Annotated in this window: 19 protein-coding genes; 10 read left to right on the forward strand and 9 right to left on the reverse strand. The window is 69.5% G+C overall.

Annotated elements, in window-relative coordinates; translation table 11 throughout:
* Window positions 1–150 precede the first annotated feature (150 nt).
* From OG594_RS08050 to OG594_RS08070, 5 genes are all read left to right on the forward strand, one after another.
* Window positions 151–846, forward strand: coding sequence for a TerB family tellurite resistance protein (locus OG594_RS08050; protein ID WP_266596617.1), 696 nt, complete (start codon window positions 151–153; stop codon window positions 844–846).
* Window positions 847–1,457: 611 nt separating this feature from the next.
* Window positions 1,458–2,933: a nucleobase:cation symporter-2 family protein gene (locus OG594_RS08055; RefSeq protein WP_266596619.1), complete on the forward strand. Its 1,476-nt coding sequence runs from the start codon at window positions 1,458–1,460 to the stop codon at window positions 2,931–2,933.
* A 110-nt stretch (window positions 2,934–3,043) separates the two neighbouring features.
* Window positions 3,044–3,790: a DNA repair protein RecO gene (gene recO / locus OG594_RS08060; protein ID WP_030009060.1), complete on the forward strand. Its 747-nt coding sequence runs from the start codon at window positions 3,044–3,046 to the stop codon at window positions 3,788–3,790.
* 11 nt (window positions 3,791–3,801) lie between these two features.
* A complete protein-coding gene (locus OG594_RS08065; protein WP_266596626.1) occupies window positions 3,802–4,614 on the forward strand; it encodes an isoprenyl transferase in 813 nt (270 codons plus the stop codon).
* 59 nt (window positions 4,615–4,673) lie between these two features.
* Entirely contained in the window at window positions 4,674–5,219 is a 546-nt protein-coding gene (locus tag OG594_RS08070; protein ID WP_266596628.1) for a YcxB family protein, read from the forward strand.
* A 46-nt stretch (window positions 5,220–5,265) separates the two neighbouring features.
* On the opposite strand, the gene OG594_RS08075 is transcribed toward OG594_RS08070, so the two are convergent.
* From OG594_RS08075 to OG594_RS08090, 4 genes are read right to left on the reverse strand one after another with little or no spacing between them, the layout of a single operon-like run.
* Window positions 5,266–5,694, reverse strand: coding sequence for a Fur family transcriptional regulator (locus tag OG594_RS08075; RefSeq protein WP_078626133.1), 429 nt, complete (start codon window positions 5,692–5,694; stop codon window positions 5,266–5,268).
* Window positions 5,695–5,745: 51 nt separating this feature from the next.
* Window positions 5,746–6,612, reverse strand: a complete 867-nt coding sequence (locus OG594_RS08080; RefSeq protein WP_266596630.1) for a metal ABC transporter permease — start codon at window positions 6,610–6,612, stop codon at window positions 5,746–5,748.
* Window positions 6,612–7,403: a metal ABC transporter ATP-binding protein gene (locus OG594_RS08085; protein WP_266596631.1), complete on the reverse strand. Its 792-nt coding sequence runs from the start codon at window positions 7,401–7,403 to the stop codon at window positions 6,612–6,614. The genes OG594_RS08080 and OG594_RS08085 overlap by 1 nt, the downstream gene beginning before the upstream one ends.
* A 27-nt stretch (window positions 7,404–7,430) precedes the next feature.
* Window positions 7,431–8,408, reverse strand: a complete 978-nt coding sequence (locus OG594_RS08090; RefSeq protein WP_266596633.1) for a metal ABC transporter substrate-binding protein — start codon at window positions 8,406–8,408, stop codon at window positions 7,431–7,433.
* A 155-nt stretch (window positions 8,409–8,563) separates the two neighbouring features.
* Here OG594_RS08090 and OG594_RS08095 point away from each other — a divergent pair, with 155 nt between their 5' ends.
* The gene (locus OG594_RS08095; RefSeq protein ID WP_266596635.1) at window positions 8,564–9,946 is read left to right on the forward strand and encodes a glycine--tRNA ligase; all 1,383 of its coding nucleotides are present in this window, start codon (window positions 8,564–8,566) and stop codon (window positions 9,944–9,946) included.
* Window positions 9,947–10,025: 79 nt separating this feature from the next.
* Here the strand turns inward: OG594_RS08095 and OG594_RS08100 are convergent, their stop codons facing one another.
* The 4 genes from OG594_RS08100 to OG594_RS08115 all read right to left on the reverse strand — a co-directional run bounded on the left by OG594_RS08100 (window position 10,026) and on the right by OG594_RS08115 (window position 12,963).
* On the reverse strand, window positions 10,026–10,739 hold the full coding sequence (locus OG594_RS08100) for a VC0807 family protein (RefSeq protein WP_266596637.1): 714 nt from the start codon (window positions 10,737–10,739) through the stop codon (window positions 10,026–10,028).
* Window positions 10,740–10,878: 139 nt separating this feature from the next.
* The gene (locus OG594_RS08105) at window positions 10,879–11,472 is read right to left on the reverse strand and encodes a TetR family transcriptional regulator (RefSeq protein ID WP_266596639.1); all 594 of its coding nucleotides are present in this window, start codon (window positions 11,470–11,472) and stop codon (window positions 10,879–10,881) included.
* Window positions 11,473–11,493: 21 nt separating this feature from the next.
* Complete coding sequence (locus OG594_RS08110; protein WP_266596641.1) at window positions 11,494–12,552, reverse strand: aldo/keto reductase; 1,059 nt, start codon at window positions 12,550–12,552, stop codon at window positions 11,494–11,496.
* A gap of 54 nt (window positions 12,553–12,606) precedes the next feature.
* A complete protein-coding gene (locus OG594_RS08115) occupies window positions 12,607–12,963 on the reverse strand; it encodes a DoxX family protein (protein ID WP_266596643.1) in 357 nt (118 codons plus the stop codon).
* Window positions 12,964–13,042: 79 nt separating this feature from the next.
* Here OG594_RS08115 and OG594_RS08120 point away from each other — a divergent pair, with 79 nt between their 5' ends.
* Complete coding sequence (locus OG594_RS08120; protein ID WP_266596645.1) at window positions 13,043–13,498, forward strand: MarR family winged helix-turn-helix transcriptional regulator; 456 nt, start codon at window positions 13,043–13,045, stop codon at window positions 13,496–13,498.
* A gap of 18 nt (window positions 13,499–13,516) precedes the next feature.
* Here OG594_RS08120 and OG594_RS08125 read toward each other — a convergent pair whose 3' ends face one another.
* A complete protein-coding gene (locus OG594_RS08125) occupies window positions 13,517–14,965 on the reverse strand; it encodes an MFS transporter (RefSeq protein WP_266596647.1) in 1,449 nt (482 codons plus the stop codon).
* A 33-nt stretch (window positions 14,966–14,998) separates the two neighbouring features.
* Here OG594_RS08125 and dusB point away from each other — a divergent pair, with 33 nt between their 5' ends.
* From dusB to OG594_RS08140, 3 genes are all read left to right on the forward strand, one after another.
* Window positions 14,999–16,159, forward strand: a complete 1,161-nt coding sequence (dusB, locus tag OG594_RS08130; RefSeq protein ID WP_266602718.1) for a tRNA dihydrouridine synthase DusB — start codon at window positions 14,999–15,001, stop codon at window positions 16,157–16,159.
* Between the two features lie 364 nt (window positions 16,160–16,523).
* Complete coding sequence (gene ppdK / locus OG594_RS08135; RefSeq protein ID WP_266596649.1) at window positions 16,524–19,232, forward strand: pyruvate, phosphate dikinase; 2,709 nt, start codon at window positions 16,524–16,526, stop codon at window positions 19,230–19,232.
* 386 nt (window positions 19,233–19,618) lie between these two features.
* Window positions 19,619–20,617, forward strand: coding sequence for a helix-turn-helix transcriptional regulator (locus OG594_RS08140; protein ID WP_266596651.1), 999 nt, complete (start codon window positions 19,619–19,621; stop codon window positions 20,615–20,617).
* Window positions 20,618–20,682 lie beyond the last annotated feature (65 nt).

The raw sequence follows: 20,682 nt of genomic DNA on the forward strand, positions 1-20,682 counted from the left end.
GGGACAGGGGCGGGGGGACGTCGGGGACGCAGACCGGCCAAGTCCGGGGCCCGGGACATGTTGTCTTGTCACACGACTGACGCATCCTCATCGATGTGGCTAACATCACGCCCACCCGGCGATGTTGCCGGAAGGTTACGGAGGTGCGACGTGCTGCCAGTTCGGGGTGGGGACGGCCGGAAGCTGACGGTCTGGGGCACCCGTACCACCTGGAGCACCGTGGGAGACGGGGAGTTCTTCTGCCCCGCCTGCGGTGGCGACCGCAATTACCGCAGGCGGACCGGGCGGCGCCGGTTCACCGTCCTCGGGGTGCCGCTGCTGCCCCGCGGGCAGGCCGGGCCCGTCATCGAGTGCCAGGGCTGCCGTGCGCGCTTCGCCACCGACGTCCTGGACCACCTCACCACCACCCGCTTCACGGCCCTCCTGCGCGACGCCGTGCACACCGTGGCGCTGGCCGTGCTCACCGCGGGCGGAACGGCTTCGCGCGGCGCGCTGGAGGCCGCGGTGGGCGCCGTACGGGCCGCGGGCTTCCAGGACTGCACCGAGGAGCAGCTGGAGTCCCTCGTGGAGGCTCTGTCCACGGACGAGGGGCGGCTCGGGCTGTACGACGTCCCGGAGTGTTGCGGGGCCGCGCTGTCGATAGAGCTCCACGAGGCCCTGGAACCGTTGGCCCCGCACCTGGCCGGCCCGGGCCGCGAATCGATCCTGCTCCAGGGGGCCCGCATCGCGCTCGCGGACGGCCCGTACACCCCGGCCGAGCGCGAGGTGCTCGTGACGGTCGGCTCGGCGCTGCGGATCGACACGGACGAGGTGACCCGACTGCTGTCGGCGGTACGCGCTCCCTGAGGGGGCGTTCCACGGATCTCACACGAGCGGCCCTGCGCATTCATCGTGCAGGGCCGCTCGTGTCCGCCCCGTGGACTCCGGGCGGGCCCGTTCCGTCCAAAACGACCTTCCGCGACGTAACGATCCGGCCTCACCGGGCCCGTTCCGGGACGCGTGAACGCCGTGTGAAGGGTGCGGGCGCGGGCTCCGTGCCCGATGTGTCCACCAGTCGGACGGGCGGAACGGCGCCTTCGAGTTTGCCCGTTCGAAGGGCTGCAAACCTCGTATCCGCACGTCATGGGGCAGGTGCTTCACGGGTGCGCGGTGGGAAGGTCCGGCTCCGCACCGCTGTGCGCATACGCCTGTCGCGGACTCCGCACCACTGGAGAAACCTACAGATCGAGCGGGCCTGAACGTCAACAGTTTGTCGAAGTCGACGATATGTGTGAGGCCACCCACAGGCGTTCAATTCCGGTCACACGACAAGACGGCGCCGTTAACACAGCGCGGCTTCGATTCGCTTCACCGTGAATGCACTGACAACCCTGGCGTACCAACGGGTTAGCGACCCACTACGCCCCAGGGATAACCAGATCTCCTCTCACTTACCTACCTTGAAGGGCAAGGCTGAGATGGCACGTGTCGCCGCCCGGCTTTCCACCGACGGAGAGCGGAGCACGCACCCGGTCGACGAGGTGCTCCCCCTCCCCAAGCTCGCGCTGTACGGCTTCCAGCACGTACTCGCCTTCTACGCCGGCGCGGTGATCGTTCCGATCATCGTCGGCAACGCGCTGAAGCTGAGCCCTGAACAGTTGGTCTACCTGATCAACGCGGACCTCTTCACCTGCGGTATCGCCTCGATCATCCAGGCCTGGGGCATCGGTCGGATCGGTGCGCGCCTGCCGCTGATCCAGGGCGTCACCTTCACCGCCGTCTCCCCGATGATCGCCATCGGTCTCGGCGCCGGCGGCGGCACCGCCGCCCTGCTGGTCATCTACGGCGCGGTGATCACCGCCGGTATCGCCACCTTCGCCTTCGCCTGGCTCCCGGCCAAAGCGTTCCGGACGGTGATGCGGCTGTTCCCGCCGGTCGTCACCGGCACGGTGATCACCGTTCTGGGCATCGTCCTGATCCCGGTCGGTCTCAACGATGCGGCCGGCGGCCTCGGCAGCCCCGACTTCGGAGACCCGAAGCACTTCGCCTACGCCGGCGGCACGATGCTCTTCATCCTCATCCTGATGAAGATCGGCAAGCCCTTCCTCTCCAGCATCTCGATCCTCCTCGGCCTGGTCGTCGGCACCACCGTCGCCTTCCTGCTCGGCGACGCGAAGTTCGGTGACGTGAGCAAGTCCGAGTGGATCGGCGTCACCACCCCCTTCCACTTCGGTGCCCCGCAGTTCGAGTGGTTCCCGATCGTCCTGATGCTCATCGTCATGCTGATCACCATGGTCGAGACGACCGGTGACACCTACGCCGTCGGTGACATCGTCGGCAAGGAGGTCGACAGCGAGACCGTGGCCCGCGCCCTGCGCGCCGACGGCGCCGCGACCGCGCTCGGCGGTGTCCTCAACTCCTTCCCCTACGTGGCCTTCGCCGAGAACGTCGGCCTGGTGCGGATGACGAAGGTGAAGAGCCGGTTCGTGGTGGTCGCCGCAGGTGTCTTCATGATCGTCCTGGGTCTGCTGCCCAAGGCCGCCGCGATCGTCGCCGCCGTCCCGCACGGAGTTCTCGGCGGCGCCGCGACCGTCATGTTCGCCATGGTCGCCCTGGCCGGTATCCAGACCCTGGCCAAGGTGGACCTGAAGGAGGAGAAGAACGCGCTGATCGTCGGCGTCTCCCTCGCCTTCGCCCTGCTCCCCGCGACCGTCCCGGTCTTCTTCACCCAGCACATGGACCCGGACCTGTCCTCGCTCCTCAACAGCGGTGTGACGCTCGGTGCCACGGCCGCCATCGTCCTCAACCTGGTCTTCAACGGCCTGGGCAAGGACGGCGCCCACGACGCCCCCAAGGTCGAACTGCCCGCCCAGCCGACGGCGGGCGAGGAGTCCTCGGCAGCCGTACCGGCCCCGTCGGGTGAGGGAGAAGAAGCCCGGACGCCGGCCTCCTGACCCTCCCAAGGGGTGACCCCGGTCCGGGCCCCGCGCCCGGCCGGGGTCGCTGCCGCGCACCGAGGGGACACGCCGCCCGTGGTTGCGTCGCCGTACGGGACAATGGGCCCATGAGTCTGTTCCGCGACGACGGCATCGTGCTGCGCACCCAGAAACTGGGTGAGGCGGACCGCATCATCACGCTGCTGACCCGCGGCCACGGCCGGGTACGGGCGGTCGCCCGCGGGGTCCGGCGTACGAAGTCCAAATTCGGCGCCGGGCTGGAACCTTTCTCCCACGCCGACGTGCAGTTCTTCGCCCGGGGCAGCGAACTGATCGGCCGCAGCCTGCCGCTCTGCACCCAGACCGAGATCATCGCCCCGTACGGCAACGGCATCGTCACCGACTACGCCCGCTACACCGCCGGCACCGCCATGCTGGAGACCGCCGAGCGGTTCACCGAGAACGAGGGCGAGCCCGCCGTTCAGCAGTACCTGCTGCTCGTCGGAGCCCTGCGCACCCTCTCGCGCGGCGAGCACGAGCCCCACCTCATCCTCGATGCCTTCCTGCTGCGCTCCCTCGCCGTCAACGGCTACGCGCCCAGCTTCGAGGACTGCGCGAAGTGCGGCATCCACGGACCCAACCGGCACTTCTCCGTCGCCGCGGGCGGGGTCATATGCGGGGACTGCCGGGTGCCCGGCAGCGTCGTACCCTCATCAGAGGCCATCGCCCTGCTCAGCGCCCTGCTGACGGGCGACTGGGGGCATGCCGACGCGTGTGAGGCGCGTCACGTGCGGGAGGGCAGCGGGCTGGTCTCCGCCTATTTGCACTGGCATCTGGAGCGCGGGCTACGCTCCCTGCGATACGTCGAGAAATAGGAGCTGGGCACATGGCACGACGCGGGATTCTGGGACGCTCTCGCCGGGAGTACAAGGTTCCCGAGCCGCACCCGTCCGGTGCGGTCCCGCCGAAGATCCCCGGTGAGCTGGTTCCGAACCACGTCGCCGTCGTCATGGACGGCAACGGCCGCTGGGCGAAGGAGCGCGGTCTGCCGCGCACCGAGGGGCACAAGGTCGGTGAGGGCGTCGTGCTCGATGTGCTCAAGGGCTGCCTGGAGATGGGCGTCAAGAACCTCTCCCTGTACGCCTTCTCGACGGAGAACTGGAAGCGCTCGCCCGACGAGGTCCGCTTCCTGATGAACTTCAACCGCGACGTCATCCGGCGCCGCCGCGACGAGATGAACGAGCTGGGCATCCGCATCCGCTGGGTCGGCCGCATGCCGAAGATGTGGAAGTCCGTCGTCCAGGAGCTCCAGGTCGCGCAGGAGCAGACCGTCGACAACGACGCCATGACCCTGTACTTCTGCGTCAACTACGGAGGCCGCGCGGAGATCGCGGACGCGGCGCAGGCGATCGCCCGCGACGTGGCGGCCGGCCGGCTGGACCCGTCGAAGGTGAACGAGAAGACCTTCGCGAAGTACATGTACTACCCGGACATGCCGGACGTGGACCTCTTCCTGCGCCCCAGCGGCGAGCAGCGGACCTCCAACTACCTGCTCTGGCAGAGCGCGTACGCGGAGATGGTCTTCCAGGACGTGCTGTGGCCGGACTTCGACCGCCGCAACCTCTGGGCGGCCTGCCTGGAGTACGCCCAGCGAGACCGCCGCTTCGGCGGCGCCGTCCCGAACCAGCCGGCGGGTTAAGCGGGCTGAGTTGCCGTTATCCTCACCGCATGAACATGGGTGGGGATTACGATCAGCAAGTGGTGGAGCAGACCGATCGGGCCGGTGCGACGGGGGAGCAGGAGCAGGTCGTCCTCACCTACCGGCTGACGCTCGCCGACATCAGGGGAGCGGTTCGGGCCCGGGCCCGCCGGACGCCGGCGGGCCGGGCGGAGACGCTGCTCCTGCCGCTGCTGACGACCGTCGCTGTCGTGGGGCTGGGCCTGCTCAACGGCTCCCAGCCGCCCGTGATCGTGGCCTCGGCGGTCGCGGCCCTGTGCGTCGCGACCGTCGGTGTCTTCCGGATCCGGCGCAGCATGGCCCGCCGGGTGTTCTCCGTGTTGGAGCCGTACGGGGAGTGCCGCACGGTGGCCGACGAGCGGGGCGCGGCGACCACGGGCGAGACCATGTCGTACACGATGGACTGGACGCTCTTCGCGCAGTACACGGAGACGCCGGAGCAGTTCGTCCTGTTCGGGGGCGCGCGTGCGGCTGCTGTGGCGACCGTGCCGAAGCGGGGCGCCCAGCACCCCGACGACATCGACCGCATGCGCGCGATCCTGGCCCGGAACCTGAAGCAGGTCTAGGCAGTCTCTTCCGCTTGCGGGCCCGGCGAGATCCGGAACGGGCGGCCTAGCCCGCGGCGGCGCAGTCGGCGCAGGTGCCGAAGATCTCCACCGTGTGGGCGACGTTCACGTAGCCGTGCTCGGCCGCGATGGATTCCGCCCACTTCTCCACGGCCGGGCCCTCCACCTCGACGGCCTTGCCGCACTTGCGGCAGACCAGGTGGTGGTGGTGGTCGCCGGTGGAGCACCGGCGGTAGACGGACTCGCCGTCGCTGGTGCGCAGGACGTCGACCTCACCGGCGTCCGCGAGGGACTGGAGGGTGCGGTAGACGGTGGTCAGGCCCACGGAGTCGCCACGGTGCTTGAGCATGTCGTGGAGCTCCTGGGCGCTGCGGAACTCGTCCACCTCGTCCAGCGCCGCCGCGACCGCGGCCCGCTGCCGGGTGGATCGTCCTCGTACTGGCGCGGTATTCATCTCGCCAGGCGCAGTCGCCACCGGTTCCTCCTCGTATCGGCCTCGGCCCATTGTGCCAGGCGGCCGACCTTTCTAGACCTTCACATCGTCCCTCGTACAGACCTCTTCGGCGGCGGCGCGGGCCGCCTTCGCCCGGCGCCCGGCCAGGGGCGCCGACACGGCGGCCATCACGACGAAGACGGCGATGGCGAGCAGCACGATCGCCGCGCCGGAGGGTGCGTCGAGGTAGTACGTGGCGGTCACGCCGCTGAGGGAGACCAGCACGCCGATCAGCATGGCGAGCGACAGCGTCGCGGCGAAGCCGCGGGTGACCCGCTGGGCGGCCGCGACCGGGATCACCATCATGGCGCTGACCAGCAGCAGGCCCACGATCCGCATCGCCACCGTGACGGTCAGGGCGGCCGTGACGGCCATCAGGAGGTTCAGCGCGCGCACCGGCAGACCGGTGACCCGGGCGAACTCTTCGTCCTGGCTGATGGCGAAGAGCTGGCGGCGCAGTCCGACGGTGACGGCCAGCACGAAGACGGCGAGGATCACCGCGGCCCAGACGTCCTCCGGTGCGACCGTGGTGATGCCGCCGAAGAGGTAGCTGCTCAGGGTGGCGGTGGAGCCTCCGGCCACGTTGATGATCATGACACCGCCGGCCAGGCCGCCGTAGAAGAGCATGGCGAGCGCGATGTCGCCGCTGGTCTTCCCGCGGGAGCGGATGTGCTCCATGCCCACCGCACCGACGACGGCGACGAGGGAGGCCATCCACACCGGGCTGGTGTTGAGCAGGAAGCCGAGGCCGACACCGGTGGTCGCCACGTGGCCGATGCCGTCGCCCATGACCGCCTGGCGGCGCTGGACGAGGTACGTGCCGATCGCGGGAGCGGTGAGGCCGACGATGGCGGCCGCGATCAGGGCCCGCTGCATGAAGGCGTATTCGAGGAGGTCCATCAGCTCAGCAGTCCCGTCCGCAGGGGCTCGGCGTCGTGCGCCGCGTGGGGGTGTACGTGGTCGTGGCCGGGCAGCGCGTGCTGGCCCACGGCCTCCGGAGGCGGCCCGTCGTGGACCACGCAGCCGTCGCGCAGGACGACGGCCCGGTCGATCAGGGGCTCCAGCGGGCCCAGCTCGTGCAGGACCAGGAGGAGGGTGGTGCCGAGGGCCTTCTGCTCGCGCAGGGCGTTCGCCAGGACCTCCTGGTTGGCGAGGTCGACGCCCGCCATCGGCTCGTCCATGATCAGCAGTTCGGGTTCGATGGCGAGCGCCCGGGCGATGAGCACCCGCTGGTGCTGGCCGCCGGAGAGGGTGTTGACCGAGGAGGAGCCGTACTGCTCCATGCCGAGCAGGGTGAGCGCACGCTCGACCGCCGCCTTGTCGGCCTTGCGCAGGATCCCGAAGCGGGAGCGGGCGAGGCGGCCGGCGGAGACGACCTCACGGACGGTGGCGGGGACCCCGCTGGCCGCCGTGGTGCGCTGCGGGACGTACCCGATGCGCGACCACGCGCGGAAGCTCTTGAAGTCGGTGCCGAAGAGGCGCAGCTCGCCGTCGGTCAGCGGGACCTGGCCGACCACGGCGCGCACGGCCGTGGACTTGCCGGAGCCGTTGGCGCCGAGCAGGGCGACGACCTCGCCGCGTCGGACGGTGAGGTCGACCCCGCGTAGCACGGGGCGCGAGCCGAGCGAGGCCGTGGCCCCGCGCAGGGATATGACGGGCTGGTCCGCTGCCTGTGCCGGCGTCGACTGCATGGCTCGCGCCTCCGTTGCTGCTGTCATCTACTTGGCTCCGAGCGCCTTCTGGAGGTTCTTCAGGTTCGACCGCATGACCTCGAAGTAGTCAGCGCCCTGGGACTTGTCGGTGATTCCTTCGAGCGGGTCCAGGACGTCGGTCTTCAGGCCGGTGTCCGCCGCGAGGGTCCTGGCCGTCTTGTCGCTGGCCAGCGTCTCGAAGAACACGGTGGAGACATTCTCCTGCTTCGCGAGGCCCTGGAGCTCCTTCATGCGGGCCGGGCTCGGCTCGGACTCGGGGTCGACGCCGGCGATGGCCTCCTGGTCGAGGCCGTAGCGCTCGGCGAGGTAGCCGAAGGCGGAGTGGGTGGTGATGAAGGTCTTGGAGGCGGTGTTCTGCAGGCCGTCCTTGAACTCCGTGTCCAGCGCGGTCAGTTTGCCGACGAGCTCGTCGGTGTTCTTCTTGTAGTCCGCGGCGTGGTCGGGGTCTGCCTTCTCCAGCGCGGCGCCGACGCCCTTGGCGATCTCCGCGTACTTGACGGGGTCGAGCCAGACGTGCGGGTCCTTGCCGCCCTCGTGGTCGTGGTCGTGCCCCTCGCCCTCGGCGTGGGCCTCCTCGGCGCCGTGGTCGTGGCCGGCCGAGCCGTGGACCTCCAGCTCGGTGAGGGTCGCGGCGTCGACGACGTTCTTCACGCCGGACTGGGCGACGGCCTTGTCGACGGCGGGCTGCAGGCTCTTGATGTAGAGGGCCACGTCGGACTCACCGAGCTGCGCGGTCTGCTTGGGGGTGATCTCCAGGTCGTGCGGTTCGACGCCCGGCTTGGTCAGGCTGTCGACCTTCACGTGGTCCTTGCCGATCTGCTCGGCGAGGAACGCCATGGGATAGAACGACGCCGTCACGCCGACCTTGCCGTCCTTGCTGCCACCGGCGCCGGCGGCGGCTCCGGAGCAGGCGGTCAGGGCCGTGGCGCCGAGGGCGACGGCTCCGGCGAGGGCGGCGGTGGGTATGAGGCGTCGTACGTTCATGACATCCATTTTCATCAAAGATGGAAACGATTGTCAAAAACCCAGGTGGGGGGCCCGGGCGGGCGGGCGTGGAAGGGGAACCGATTTGAAAGGGGGGGTGCGGGCGCCGGTAATCTAAAGACTTCGCCGTTCGTCCTCGTAATGAAGAGAGCACCGTGGCCGCCGACAAGATCGAAACCATCGTCAGCCTGAGCAAGCGCCGTGGCTTCGTTTTCCCGTGCAGTGAGATCTACGGCGGCTCCAAGGCCGCCTGGGACTACGGCCCGCTCGGTGTCGAGCTCAAGGAGAACATCAAGCGCCAGTGGTGGAAGGCGATGGTCACCGGGCGTGAGGACATCGTCGGTATCGACTCCTCCGTGATCCTGGCCCCCGAGGTGTGGGTGGCCTCCGGCCACGTCGCCACCTTCTCGGACCCGCTGACCGAGTGCACCTCCTGCCACAAGCGCCACCGCGCGGACCACCTTGAAGAGGCGTACGAGGCCAAGCACGGCCGTATGCCCGCCAATGGTCTCGCCGACATCAACTGCCCCAACTGTGGTGTGAAGGGCCAGTTCACCGAGCCCAAGCAGTTCTCCGGCATGCTGGAGACCCACCTCGGCCCGACCCAGGACACCGGCTCGAAGGCGTACCTGCGCCCCGAGACCGCCCAGGGCATCTTCACCAACTTCGCCGTGGTGCAGACCACTTCGCGCAAGAGGCCGCCCTTCGGCATCGCGCAGATGGGCAAGTCCTTCCGGAACGAGATCACTCCGGGCAACTTCATCTTCCGCACCCGCGAGTTCGAGCAGATGGAGATGGAGTTCTTCGTCAAGCCGGGCGAGGACGAGCAGTGGCAGGAGTACTGGATGCAGGAGCGGTGGAACTGGTACCGCGACCTCGGCATCCGCGAGGAGAACATCCGCTGGTACGACCACCCGAAGGAGAAGCTGTCCCACTACTCGAAGCGCACCGCCGACATCGAGTACCGCTTCAACTTCGGTGGCAACGAGTTCTCTGAGCTCGAGGGCGTCGCCAACCGGACCGACTTCGACCTCAAGGCCCACTCCGCCGCCTCGGGTGCGAACCTCACCTACCACGACCAGGAGACGGGCGAGCGCTACACCCCGTACGTCATCGAGCCGGCCGCCGGCGTGAACCGCGCCATGCTCGCCTTCATGCTCGACGCGTACAACGAGGACGAGGCCCCGAACGCCAAGGGCGTCATGGAGAAGCGCACCGTGATGCGCCTCGACCCGCGCCTGGCCCCGATCAAGGTCGCCGTCCTGCCGCTGTCCCGCAACGCGCAGCTGTCGCCGAAGGCCAAGGGCCTCGCCGCCGACCTGCGCAAGAACTGGAACATCGAGTTCGACGACGCGGGCGCCATCGGCCGCCGCTACCGCCGCCAGGACGAGATCGGTACGCCGTTCTGCGTCACCGTCGACTTCGACACCCTGGACGACAACGCGGTGACCGTGCGCGAGCGCGACACCATGAAGCAGGAGCGCGTCTCCCTGGACCAGATCCAGGCCTACCTCGGCAGCCGTCTGCTCGGCTGCTAGGTCCTGCCGCACGAAGACCGGTGGCCCGGTGCGCTCGCAGCGCACCGGGCCACCGGTCTTTTCGCGGGGCGGGCCCGGATCAGGGGGCCGCTGCCGCCTGGGCCGCCGCCTCGGCCGCGCGGCGCTCCCCTTCGGCCTGGGAGCGCTTCCCGTACAGGGCGGTCCATACGCCGAGTGCGCCCAGCACGCCGTAGATCATGATCGGGCTGACCGCCACCATGGTCTTGGTGTCCAGCGTGTAGGCCAGGAAGACGCGGACGAGGGCCTCGGTGACGTACGCGATGCCCCAGACCAGCGTCATCCGGTTCATGGTGGTGCGGAAGCCCTCGAACTGCCACAGGCCGTTCCACCAGGCGGTGCTCTCCGGGGTGCCGTCGGTGGCGAACTTGCGGCCGAAGTAGAACATCAGCGGGCGCGGCGCGAGCAGCGTCCCCAGGCAGAGCAGCCCGAAGAGCCCGGTGACCCCCGAGTCCTTGATGAGCAGGGCGCGGGCCGAGTGCGCGCCGACGAGCGAGACGACGGCGGTGATCACCAGGAACACCAGGGTGACGACGGCGAACTCGTCGAGCTTGCGCCGCCAGGCCAGGCTGATGACGCTGTCGAGCACCGGCCAGGCGCTGCTCACCAGCAGCGCGGAGAACGCGCTCCAGCCGTGGTCCTCGGTGAGCATGTTGTACGTGATGATCGGCGCGACCACGTTGAGCCCGATGGTCAGGATCCAGCCGAGGGCGGCGGCGCCGCCCGAGCGCTTCGGAGGTGCCGGTCGTGCGTCGTGAGTTGCTGGAGTGGACAAGGTTCCCCCTGGAACGAGCCTGATGACGTGCGGTAGGGGGACCGTAAGGAGATTGACGGGACGCGAACAACTCGAACGCGCCCAAAATGATCATCAAGTTGTCCGGACTGACTGATTCCGGTCGGCGGCCGCCGCTGCGTCAGGCGCGCAGGCCCCGGATCACGAGGGCGGTGACCGCCTCGAACTCGGTGATGATCGTCGGCGAGAGCCAGTCGGCCGCGTACTGCGGGTCGTGGAAGCGGCCGGTGGCGTCGAAGACCGCGCGGGCCGCCGCCGGCACGTCCTCGGCGGCGAGCGAGCCCGCGGCCACGCCCTCGGCGATGATCCGGCCCAGCTGGTCGATGAGCTCGCTCAGGTGCGCGTCCACCACGCCGCTGTTTTCCGCGAGCAGCACGGTGTAGGTGGCGAACAGTTCCGGGTCGTCGCCCGCCTTGTGGCGCTTGGCCTCGAAGAGGGCCTCCAGCCACGCCTCCAACTTGGAGGGGGCGCTCCCGGTGGGAGCGGAGGTGATCTCCTCCAGCATGACCACGCTCCTGGCGAGCCAGCGGTCCGTAACGGCTTCGCGCAGCGCCGCCTTCGACGGGAAGTGCCGGTACACGCTGCCGTGGCTGACACCCAGGGCGCGGGCCACGTCCACCACGGTCGCCTTGGTGGGACCGAAGCGGCGCAGCACCTCCTCGGTGGTCGCGAGGATGCGCTCGGGAGTCAGGGGCTCGGCAGCAGCGGGAGGCATGGGTACGACCGTACCGTCAGCTCAGTGCTCACTGTCGAGGTGGGCCATCTGGGCCGCCGGGTACCTCTCGCCGGCCGCGGCGCCCGCGGGGACGGCCTCCTCGACGGCGGCCAGGTCGGCGGCGTCGAGGGAGACATCCATGGCACCCAGTGCCTCGGCGAGTCGGTCCCGGCGGCGGGCGCCCACCAGCGGCACGATGTCGACCCCGTGCCGCGGCCCCTGCGCGAGCACCCAGGCGATCGCGGTCTGGGCGACGCTCACGCCCTTGCCCTCGGCCACCTTGCGCAGCGCCTCCACCAGGTCGAGGTTCCGGTGCAGGTTGTCGCCCTGGAAGCGGGGGCTCATGCCGCGGAAGTCGCCCGGGGCCAGTGCGCGGTCGCGGGTGAAGTGGCCGCTGATGAGCCCGCGGGACAGTACCCCGTACGCCGTGATCCCTATGCCGAGCTCGCGGGCGGTCGGCAGGATCTCGGCCTCGATGCCGCGGGAGATCAGCGAGTACTCGATCTGGAGGTCGGAGATCGGGGCGACGGCAGCGGCCCGGCGCAGGGTGTCCGCGCCGACCTCCGAGAGGCCGATGTGGCGCACGTGTCCGGCCTCGACCGCCTCGGCGATGGCCCCGACGGTCTCCTCGATCGGTACGTCCGGGTCCACCCGCGCGATCCGGTAGATGTCGATGTGGTCCCGGCCGAGCCGCTGGATCGAGTAGGCCAGGAAGTTCTTGACGGCCTCCGGCCGGCCGTCGTATCCGGTGAAGCCGCCCTCGACCGTGCGCAGCGCGCCGAACTTGACGCTGGTCAGCGCCCGCTCCCGGGCCTCGGCGGGCGCCGTGCTCAAGGCCTCGGCGATCAGCAGTTCGTTGTGCCCCATGCCGTAGAAGTCGCCGGTGTCCAGCAGCGTGTGCGTGCCGTCGGGGGCGGCGTCGAGATAGGCGTGGATGGTCGCGATGGACTCGGCGCGGTCCGCCTCCCCGTAGAGGGCGGACATCCCCATGCAGCCCAGCCCCAACGGGAAGACGGTGGGGCCGGTGCTGCCGAGAGTGCGGTGGTCGGGGGTCGTGTGGGTGCTCTCGTTCGTCGTCATGGAACGAGAATGGCATGACGAGTGACAGATTTCAATATCTGTCACTCGTCAGTGTCAGGCGAGGATCCGCAGCGCCAGGGCGGCCGCCGCGACCAGGGTCAAGACGGCCGCCGGCGTCAGCTCGTAGTCCTTGACCCGGAGGTGGCTGATGACCGCGCCGATGAAGTAGAGGGTCACGCCGGCCGCCGCCGCCACGCCGAGCGGAGTCACCCAAAGGCCCGCCACCAGGCCGATCGCGCCCGCGGCCTTGAGGGTGGCGAGGCGCGGCAGCCACGAGTCCGGGACCTGGACCTTCTGCATGCTCGCCACGATCTGATCGTTGCGCTGGAGGGTGAAGGTGGCGGATGCGGTGAGGACGAGGGCGAGCAGGACGCCGACGACGGCGTAGGCGATGAACATGAAGATCTCCAACGGTCGGTGATGTGAAACCATTGAATAGCATCAACGATATCTTGAACGCAATCATTTCCCGGTTGCTACGATGTGGACCATGACGGCAGATCAGGACGGACCGCACCCTCCGCAGCGGCTGGGCCTGCTGCTGGCCTGGCACGGATCGGTCACCCAGACGCGGATGAAGCGGGCGCTCGGCGCGGCCGGGCTCACCCCCCGGCACGCGATGACGCTGATGCACCTGGAGGGCGGCCCCATCAGCCAGCGGGCGCTCGCCGAGCGGCTGGAGGTGGACCCGAGCGTGCTCGTCGGGATCCTGAACGACCTGGAGGGCGAGGGCCTGGCCGAACGCCGCCGGGACCCAGCCGACCGCCGCCGTCACAACGTGGCCATCACCGAAGCCGGCGGAGCGGCCCTCCACAAGACGAACGCCGCCCTCGACGAGGTCGAGAGCGGCATCTTCGCGGGCCTGTCGGCCGCGGAGCGCGAGCTCCTGCGCGGCCTCCTCGACCGGGTCAACACCTCGGCCGAGGACTTCAACTGCGGCGAGTAGCCGCCGGGCGGAGCACCCTCAGGCCCGCGGGGAACCCGTCACGGCAGCGGCGCCGACCGCGTCCTCCAGGGTGCGGGCGGTCCGTTCCGCCGTCGCCCGGGCCCACGCACCGCTCGTCGCCGCGCCCACGACCAGGACGAGCAGCCCGCAGACCGTGATGATCCACCAGGCCGGCTGGGCCGCGGCCGAGAAGTCCGAGCCGTTCGCCAGCCCGGCCGCCAGCACCGAGCCGATCACCGCGACGCCCAGGGTGCCGCCGGTCTGCCGGCTGGTGGAGGCGATGGCGGCCGCGACCCCGGCCTGGGAGCGCGGCATCCCGGACACCGCCGTATTGGTGATCGGCGCGTTCACCATGCCGAAGCCGAGCCCGAACAGCATGTATCCGGTGAACAGCAGCGGGTTGGACGTCTCGGCCTCGAACAGGGCGAACAGCAGCCCGCTCGACGCCATCGCCACCCCCGCGATCAGCAGGCAGAGCCGCGGCCCACGGCTGCCCACCAGCCGCCCGGCCAGCGGCGCGAACAGGACGGTCAGGCCGGCCATCGGCAGCATGTAGAGCCCCGCGTGCAGGGCGCTGAGCCCCCGTACGTCCTGTAGGTACAGCGTGTTCAGGAAGAGGAAACCGGCCAGCCCGGCGAAGGCGCTGATCGCGATCACGGTCGACCCGCTGAAGGGCGCGCTCCGGAAGAACCGGAGATCGATCAGCGGCTCCTCGCGGCGGGGCTCGTGGATCAGCAGCCCCACGAACGAGGCGACGGCCACCACCGCACACCCCATGATCAGCGGCGAGCGCCAGCCGGCGGCCGGCGCTTCGATGATCCCGTACGTCAGACTGCCCAGCAGGGCGATGACCAGCACCTGTCCCAGCGGATCCGGGCGGCGCGGCCGGGCCGCCCGGGACTCGGGGATGTGCCGCAGGGTCAGCGCGAACGCCGCCAGCCCGATCGGCAGATTGATCAGGAAGATCGAGCGCCAGCCCACGGAGTCCACCAGCACCCCGCCGATCAGGGGCCCCGCCGCCATGGAGACGCCCCCGACCGCACCCCACACACCGATGGCCCGGGCCCGCTCGGCGGGATCGGTGAAGGTGTTGGTGATGATCGACATCGCCACCGGGTTGAGCATCGCGCCGCCCACCGCCTGCACCATCCGGAAGACGATGAGCCAGTCGAGGCTGGGAGCGAGCGAGCAGAGCAGCGAGCCGCCCGTGAAGGCCACCAGACCGGCCACGAACACCTTCCGGCGCCCGATCCGGTCGGCCGTGGACCCCGCGAGCATCAGCAGCGAGGCCAGCACGAGGGTGTAGGCGTCGATGCTCCACTGCAGCCCCGAGACCGAGGCGTCCAGGTCACGGCGCATCGAGGGCAGAGCGACGTTGAGCACGGTGTTGTCGAGGCTCACGATCAGCAGGCTCATGCAGCAGATCGCGAGGACGAGCGTGCGCTGCCGGGGACTCGGCTCGATCATGCGCCGATGCTACGTCCCCCCCACCCCCTCGGCATGCGGGACAATGGGCGGATGACCACGCTCCCTCCGCCCCTCGCGATCGGCCCGCACACCGTGCAGCCCCCGGTGGTGCTCGCACCCATGGCCGGTATCACCAACGCCCCGTTCCGCACCCTCTGCCGGGAGTTCTCGGGCGGCAAGGGGCTGTTCGTGAGCGAGATGATCACGACCCGGGCCCTGGTCGAGCGCAACGAGAAGACCATGCAGCTGATCCACTTCGACGAGACCGAGAAGCCCCGCTCGATTCAGCTGTACGGGGTGGACCCGGCCACGGTCGGCAAGGCGGTCCGCATGATCGTCGAAGAGGACCGCGCCGACCACATCGACCTCAACTTCGGCTGCCCGGTCCCCAAGGTGACCCGCAAGGGCGGCGGCTCGGCCCTCCCGTACAAGCGCAACCTGCTGCGCGCGATCCTGCGCGAGGCCGTCGCCGGCGCCGGCGACCTGCCGGTCACCATGAAGATGCGCAAGGGCATCAACGACGAGCACCTCACCTACCTCGACGCGGGCCGGATCGCCGTCGAGGAGGGGGTCACCGCCATAGCCCTGCACGGCCGGACCACCGCCCAGCACTACGGAGGCACCGCCGACTGGGACGCCATCGCGCGGCTGAAGGAACACGTGCCGGAGATCCCGGTGCTCGGCAACGGCGACATCTGGTGCGCGGAGGACGCGCTGCGCATGGTCCGCGAGACCGGCTGCGACGGGGTGGTCGTGGGACGCGGCTGCCTGGGGCGGCCGTGGCTGTTCAACGACCTGGTGGCGGCCTTCGAAGGGCGCCCCGAGGACTTCCACAAGCCCACCCTGCGCGAGGTGGCGACCACCATGCACCGGCACGCGCAACTGCTGGGGGAGTGGATCGGCGACGAGGCGCGCGGGGTGATCGACTTCCGTAAGCACGTGGCTTGGTACCTCAAGGGCTTCTCGGTGGGCTCCGAGATGCGCAAGAAGCTCGCGGTCACCTCTTCCCTGGCCGAGCTCGACGCTCATCTGAGCGAGCTCGATCTGGATCAAGCATGGCCGGAGAGCGCGGACGGGCCTCGCGGTCGGACGTCCGGAAACAACCGAGTTGTCCTGCCGGACGGCTGGCTGAAGGACCCGTACGACTGCGCGGGTGTGAGCGAGGACGCTGAACTGGACACCTCCGGAGGCTGACAAATCGCCCTCCGTGGTGCGTGATATACGCCACGCATGGGAAGGGTTTCGCTCAGATGAGCACAGAAGTCACGGGTAAGACTTTCAAAGGGTGGCACTGGGTGCCACCCTTTGTGCGTTCAACACTTGAAGGCAAATGTATCGATGATCGCTCATCCGAGCGTGATCAGGCCTCAGGATCCCCCTCACCCTTCGGCATGTGAACGCTCTTCCTACTTTCTGATTACCCATGAGTTACTTTCGATCTGCTGGCGCACGGGTGGTTACAGCCGTATGACGACCAAGTGGACGTACCCAGAAGCCTTCGATCTGGGTATGTTCCTGGCCGTCAGGGCAGCCACCGAGCCTCGAGGAGTCGAGACCCGTGTCGGAAAACAAAGATCAGAAGTTCGTCTACGACTTCACCGAGGGCAACCGCGACCTCAAGGACCTTCTCGGCGGCAAGGGTGCCAACCTCGCCGAGATGACCAACCTGGGTCTGCCGGTCCCTCCCGGCTTCACCATCACCACCGAGGCCTGCAAGGTCTACCTCGAGAGCGGCACGGCCCCGGCCGAGCTGCGCGAAGAGGTCAGCGCCCACCTTGCCGCCCTCGAGGCGAAGATGGGCAAGAAGCTCGGACAGTCGGACGACCCGCTGCTGGTCTCCGTGCGTTCCGGTGCGAAGTTCTCGATGCCCGGCATGATGGACACCGTCCTGAACATCGGCCTCTCCGACGAGTCCGTGACCGGCCTCGCCTCCCAGGCCGGTAACGACCGCTTCGCGTGGGACTCGTACCGCCGCCTCATCCAGATGTTCGGCAAGACCGTGCTGGGCGTGGACGGCGAGCTCTTCGAGGAAGCCCTCGACGAGGCCAAGGCCGCCAAGAAGGTCACCGTCGACACCGACCTCGACGCCGCCGACCTGAAGAAGCTGGTCACCCGCTTCAAGAAGATCGTCGCCAAGCAGGCCGGCCGCGAGTTCCCGCAGGACGCCCGCGAGCAGCTCGACCTCGCCGTCGAGGCCGTCTTCAACTCGTGGAACACCGACCGCGCCAAGCTCTACCGCCGCCAGGAGCGCATCCCGAGCGACCTGGGCACCGCGGTCAACATCTGCTCCATGGTCTTCGGCAACCTCGGCCCCGACTCCGGCACCGGCGTCGCCTTCACCCGTGACCCCGCCAGCGGCCACGCGGGCGTCTACGGCGACTACCTGCAGAACGCCCAGGGCGAGGACGTCGTCGCGGGCATCCGCAACACCGTGCCGCTCGCGGACCTGGAGGCCATCGACAAGGCCTCGTACGACCAGCTCATGACGATCATGACGACGCTGGAGACCCACTACAAGGATCTCTGCGACATCGAGTTCACCATCGAGCGCGGCCAGCTGTGGATGCTCCAGACCCGCGTCGGCAAGCGCACCGCGGGCGCGGCCTTCCGCATCGCCACGCAGCTCGTGGACCAGGGCCTGATCGACGAGGCCGAGGCCCTCCAGCGCGTCAGCGGCCACCAGCTGGCCCAGCTGATGTTCCCGCGCTTCGACGAGGGCGCCAAGACCACCCTGCTCGGCCGCGGCATCGCCGCCTCCCCGGGCGCGGCGGTCGGCAAGGCCGTCTTCGACTCGTACACGGCCGTCAAGTGGTCCCGCTCCGGCGAGAAGGTCATCCTGATCCGCCGCGAGACCAACCCGGACGACCTGGACGGCATGATCGCCTCCGAGGGCATCCTGACCTCGCGCGGCGGCAAGACCTCCCACGCCGCCGTCGTCGCCCGCGGCATGGGCAAGACCTGTGTCTGCGGCGCCGAGGAGCTCGACGTCGACACCAAGCGCCGCCGCATGACGGTCGGCGACACGGTCATCGAAGAGGGCGACGTCGTCTCCATCGACGGCTCCACCGGCAAGGTCTACCTCGGTGAGGTACCCGTCGTACCGTCCCCGGTCGTCGAGTACTTCGAGGGCCGCATGCACGCCGGCGCCGACGACGCCGACGAGCTCGTCGCCGCCGTGCACCGGATCATGGCCTACGCGGACCGCGTCCGCCGCCTGCGCGTGCGCGCCAACGCCGACAACGCCGAGGACGCGCTGCGCGCCCGCCGCTTCGGCGCCCAGGGCATCGGCCTGTGCCGCACCGAGCACATGTTCCTCGGCGAGCGCCGTGAACTCGTGGAGCGACTGATCCTCGCGGACACCGACGGAGAGCGCGAGGAGGCACTCAGTGCCCTCCTGCCGCTGCAGAAGAAGGACTTCGTCGAGCTGTTCGAGGCGATGGACGGCCTGCCCGTCACCGTCCGCCTCCTGGACCCGCCGCTGCACGAGTTCCTGCCCGACATCACCGAGCTGTCGGTGCGCGTCGCCCTCGCCGAGTCCCGCAAGGACCACAACGAGAACGACCTGCGCCTGCTCCAGGCCGTGCACAAGCTGCACGAGCAGAACCCGATGCTGGGTCTGCGCGGCGTCCGCCTCGGCCTGGTCATCCCCGGCCTGTTCAAGATGCAGGTCCGGGCGATCGCCGAGGCCGCCGCCGAGCGCAAGAACGCCAAGGGCGACCCGCGCGCCGAGATCATGGTCCCGCTCGTCGGCACCGTCCAGGAGCTGGAGATCGTCCGCGACGAGGCCGTCCAGGTCATCGCCGAGGTCGAGGCCGCGACCGGCACCAACCTCAAGCTGAGCATCGGCACGATGATCGAGCTGCCGCGCGCCGCCCTGACGGCCGCCCAGATCGCCGAGGCCGCGCAGTTCTTCTCCTTCGGCACGAACGACCTGACCCAGACGGTGTGGGGCTTCTCCCGCGACGACGTCGAGGCCAGCTTCTTCACGGCCTACCTGGAGAAGGGCATCTTCGGGGTCTCGCCCTTCGAGACCATCGACAAGGACGGCGTCGGCTCCCTCGTCCGCCACGCGGTCAAGCAGGGCCGGGCCACCCGCCCCGACCTCAAGCTCGGCGTCTGCGGTGAGCACGGCGGCGACCCCGAGTCCGTCCACTTCTTCCACGAGGTCGGCCTCGACTACGTCTCCTGCTCGCCCTTCCGGATCCCGGTGGCGCGCCTTGAGGCCGGCCGTGCGGCCGCCGAGGCGAAGGGCAGCGACAGCCGCTGACCCACGGGCCGCCAAGGGCCCCATAGACCGCGCCTGTCCCCGGGTTCCCTGACTGCCCGGGGGCGGGCGCGCCTATTTTTGTTGTTCAACACAAATCTTTACGCCAGCAGGCGGTGGACGGATCCCCACCCGTCCACCGCCGCTGTCATTCTGCCGGGCACGTCGGCGCTTCCCGGTGCGACCGACCGCCAGGCCCCGCAAAGCCCCCCACGGCCTTCGCGGAGCGTTTCGGTCGCACCGGAGTGTGCCCGGCGGAGTACAGGATTTCGGTTGTCACGCCCCCGCCGAAAGGGGTTTCAACTGTGGCCGAAAGGGCGTGGTGACAACGTGTGACGGCATGCATACTCATGGAGCGGGGGGATTGCGGTTGCACAGGTGGGGGTTCGGTGCTGCGTATCCATTTCACTGGAGTGGACCTGGCACGCGTACGGATGGCAGGGCGTCCCGATGCGTTGTGGGAAACGATTCTGAGCTTTCACCGCTTAAGGGACCGGCGTGATGCCCGGTTGTTCGGTGAATGGCGTACGGAAACCCGGAGCAGGTTGAATAGTGAAACACGCACGCTCGGTATGCTCATACCGAGTCGTGGCTATTTCCCCGATTTCTTGACCCCTGTGGAGGGGCAGTACGGGTGGGACGTGGGCCTCGACGCGTTGCGCGGGATCCGTCCCGAGCGCATGCGGAGCGAGCTGCAACTGCTGGCCGCCGGTGCGCCGATGACGCCGCGGCTACGGGAGTTCATGGACGGCGGTGACAAGCAGCTGCCGCGGCTCATGGGCGAGCTCCGCGCGTACCACCGGGCCGCCGTGGAGCCGTACTGGACGCACATACAGGCCCAGATAGAAGCCGAGCGCGCGGCGCGCGGCCGGGCCCTGCTGGACGGCGGCGCGGACGAACTGCTGGACTCGCTGCCGCCGATGCTGCGCTGGCGGGCTCCGGTGCTGGAGTGCGACTACCCGGTGGACCGTGACGTACGGCTGCGGGGGCGCGGGCTGCTGCTCCAGCCGTCCTTCTTCTGCCGGCGCACCGCGGTGACCCTGCACGATCCGGAGCTACCGCCCGTGCTCGTCTACCCGGCCGCGGCGCAGTTGGCCTCGGCGCCGGCGGGGGGCGAGGCGGCCCGGCCCGTGGAGGAGCAGCGCCAGCGCACCCTGGGCAAGCTGGTCGGGCACACCCGCTCGGTGGTGCTGCGGGCCATAGGGGACGGAGCGACCACCAGCGAGCTGGCCCGCCGGGCCGGGGTCTCGCTGGCCTCCGCGAGCCAGCACGCCTGCGTGATGCGGGAGGCGGGGCTGGTGACCACGCTGCGGCGGGGGAACGCGGTGCTGCACACGGTGACGCCGTTGGGGGCTGCGCTGCTGAAGGGTGGGGCGGTGGCGTCTTGACGGTGGCCGCACCTCGGCGGGGTGAACCCGTCGGGGTGCGGCCGGTCGTGCGGGTGCGGCGCCGT

Origin of the sequence: Streptomyces sp. NBC_01214 (genome assembly GCF_026340975.1) — a bacterium.
In the GTDB taxonomy this organism is placed as follows: domain Bacteria; phylum Actinomycetota; class Actinomycetes; order Streptomycetales; family Streptomycetaceae; genus Streptomyces.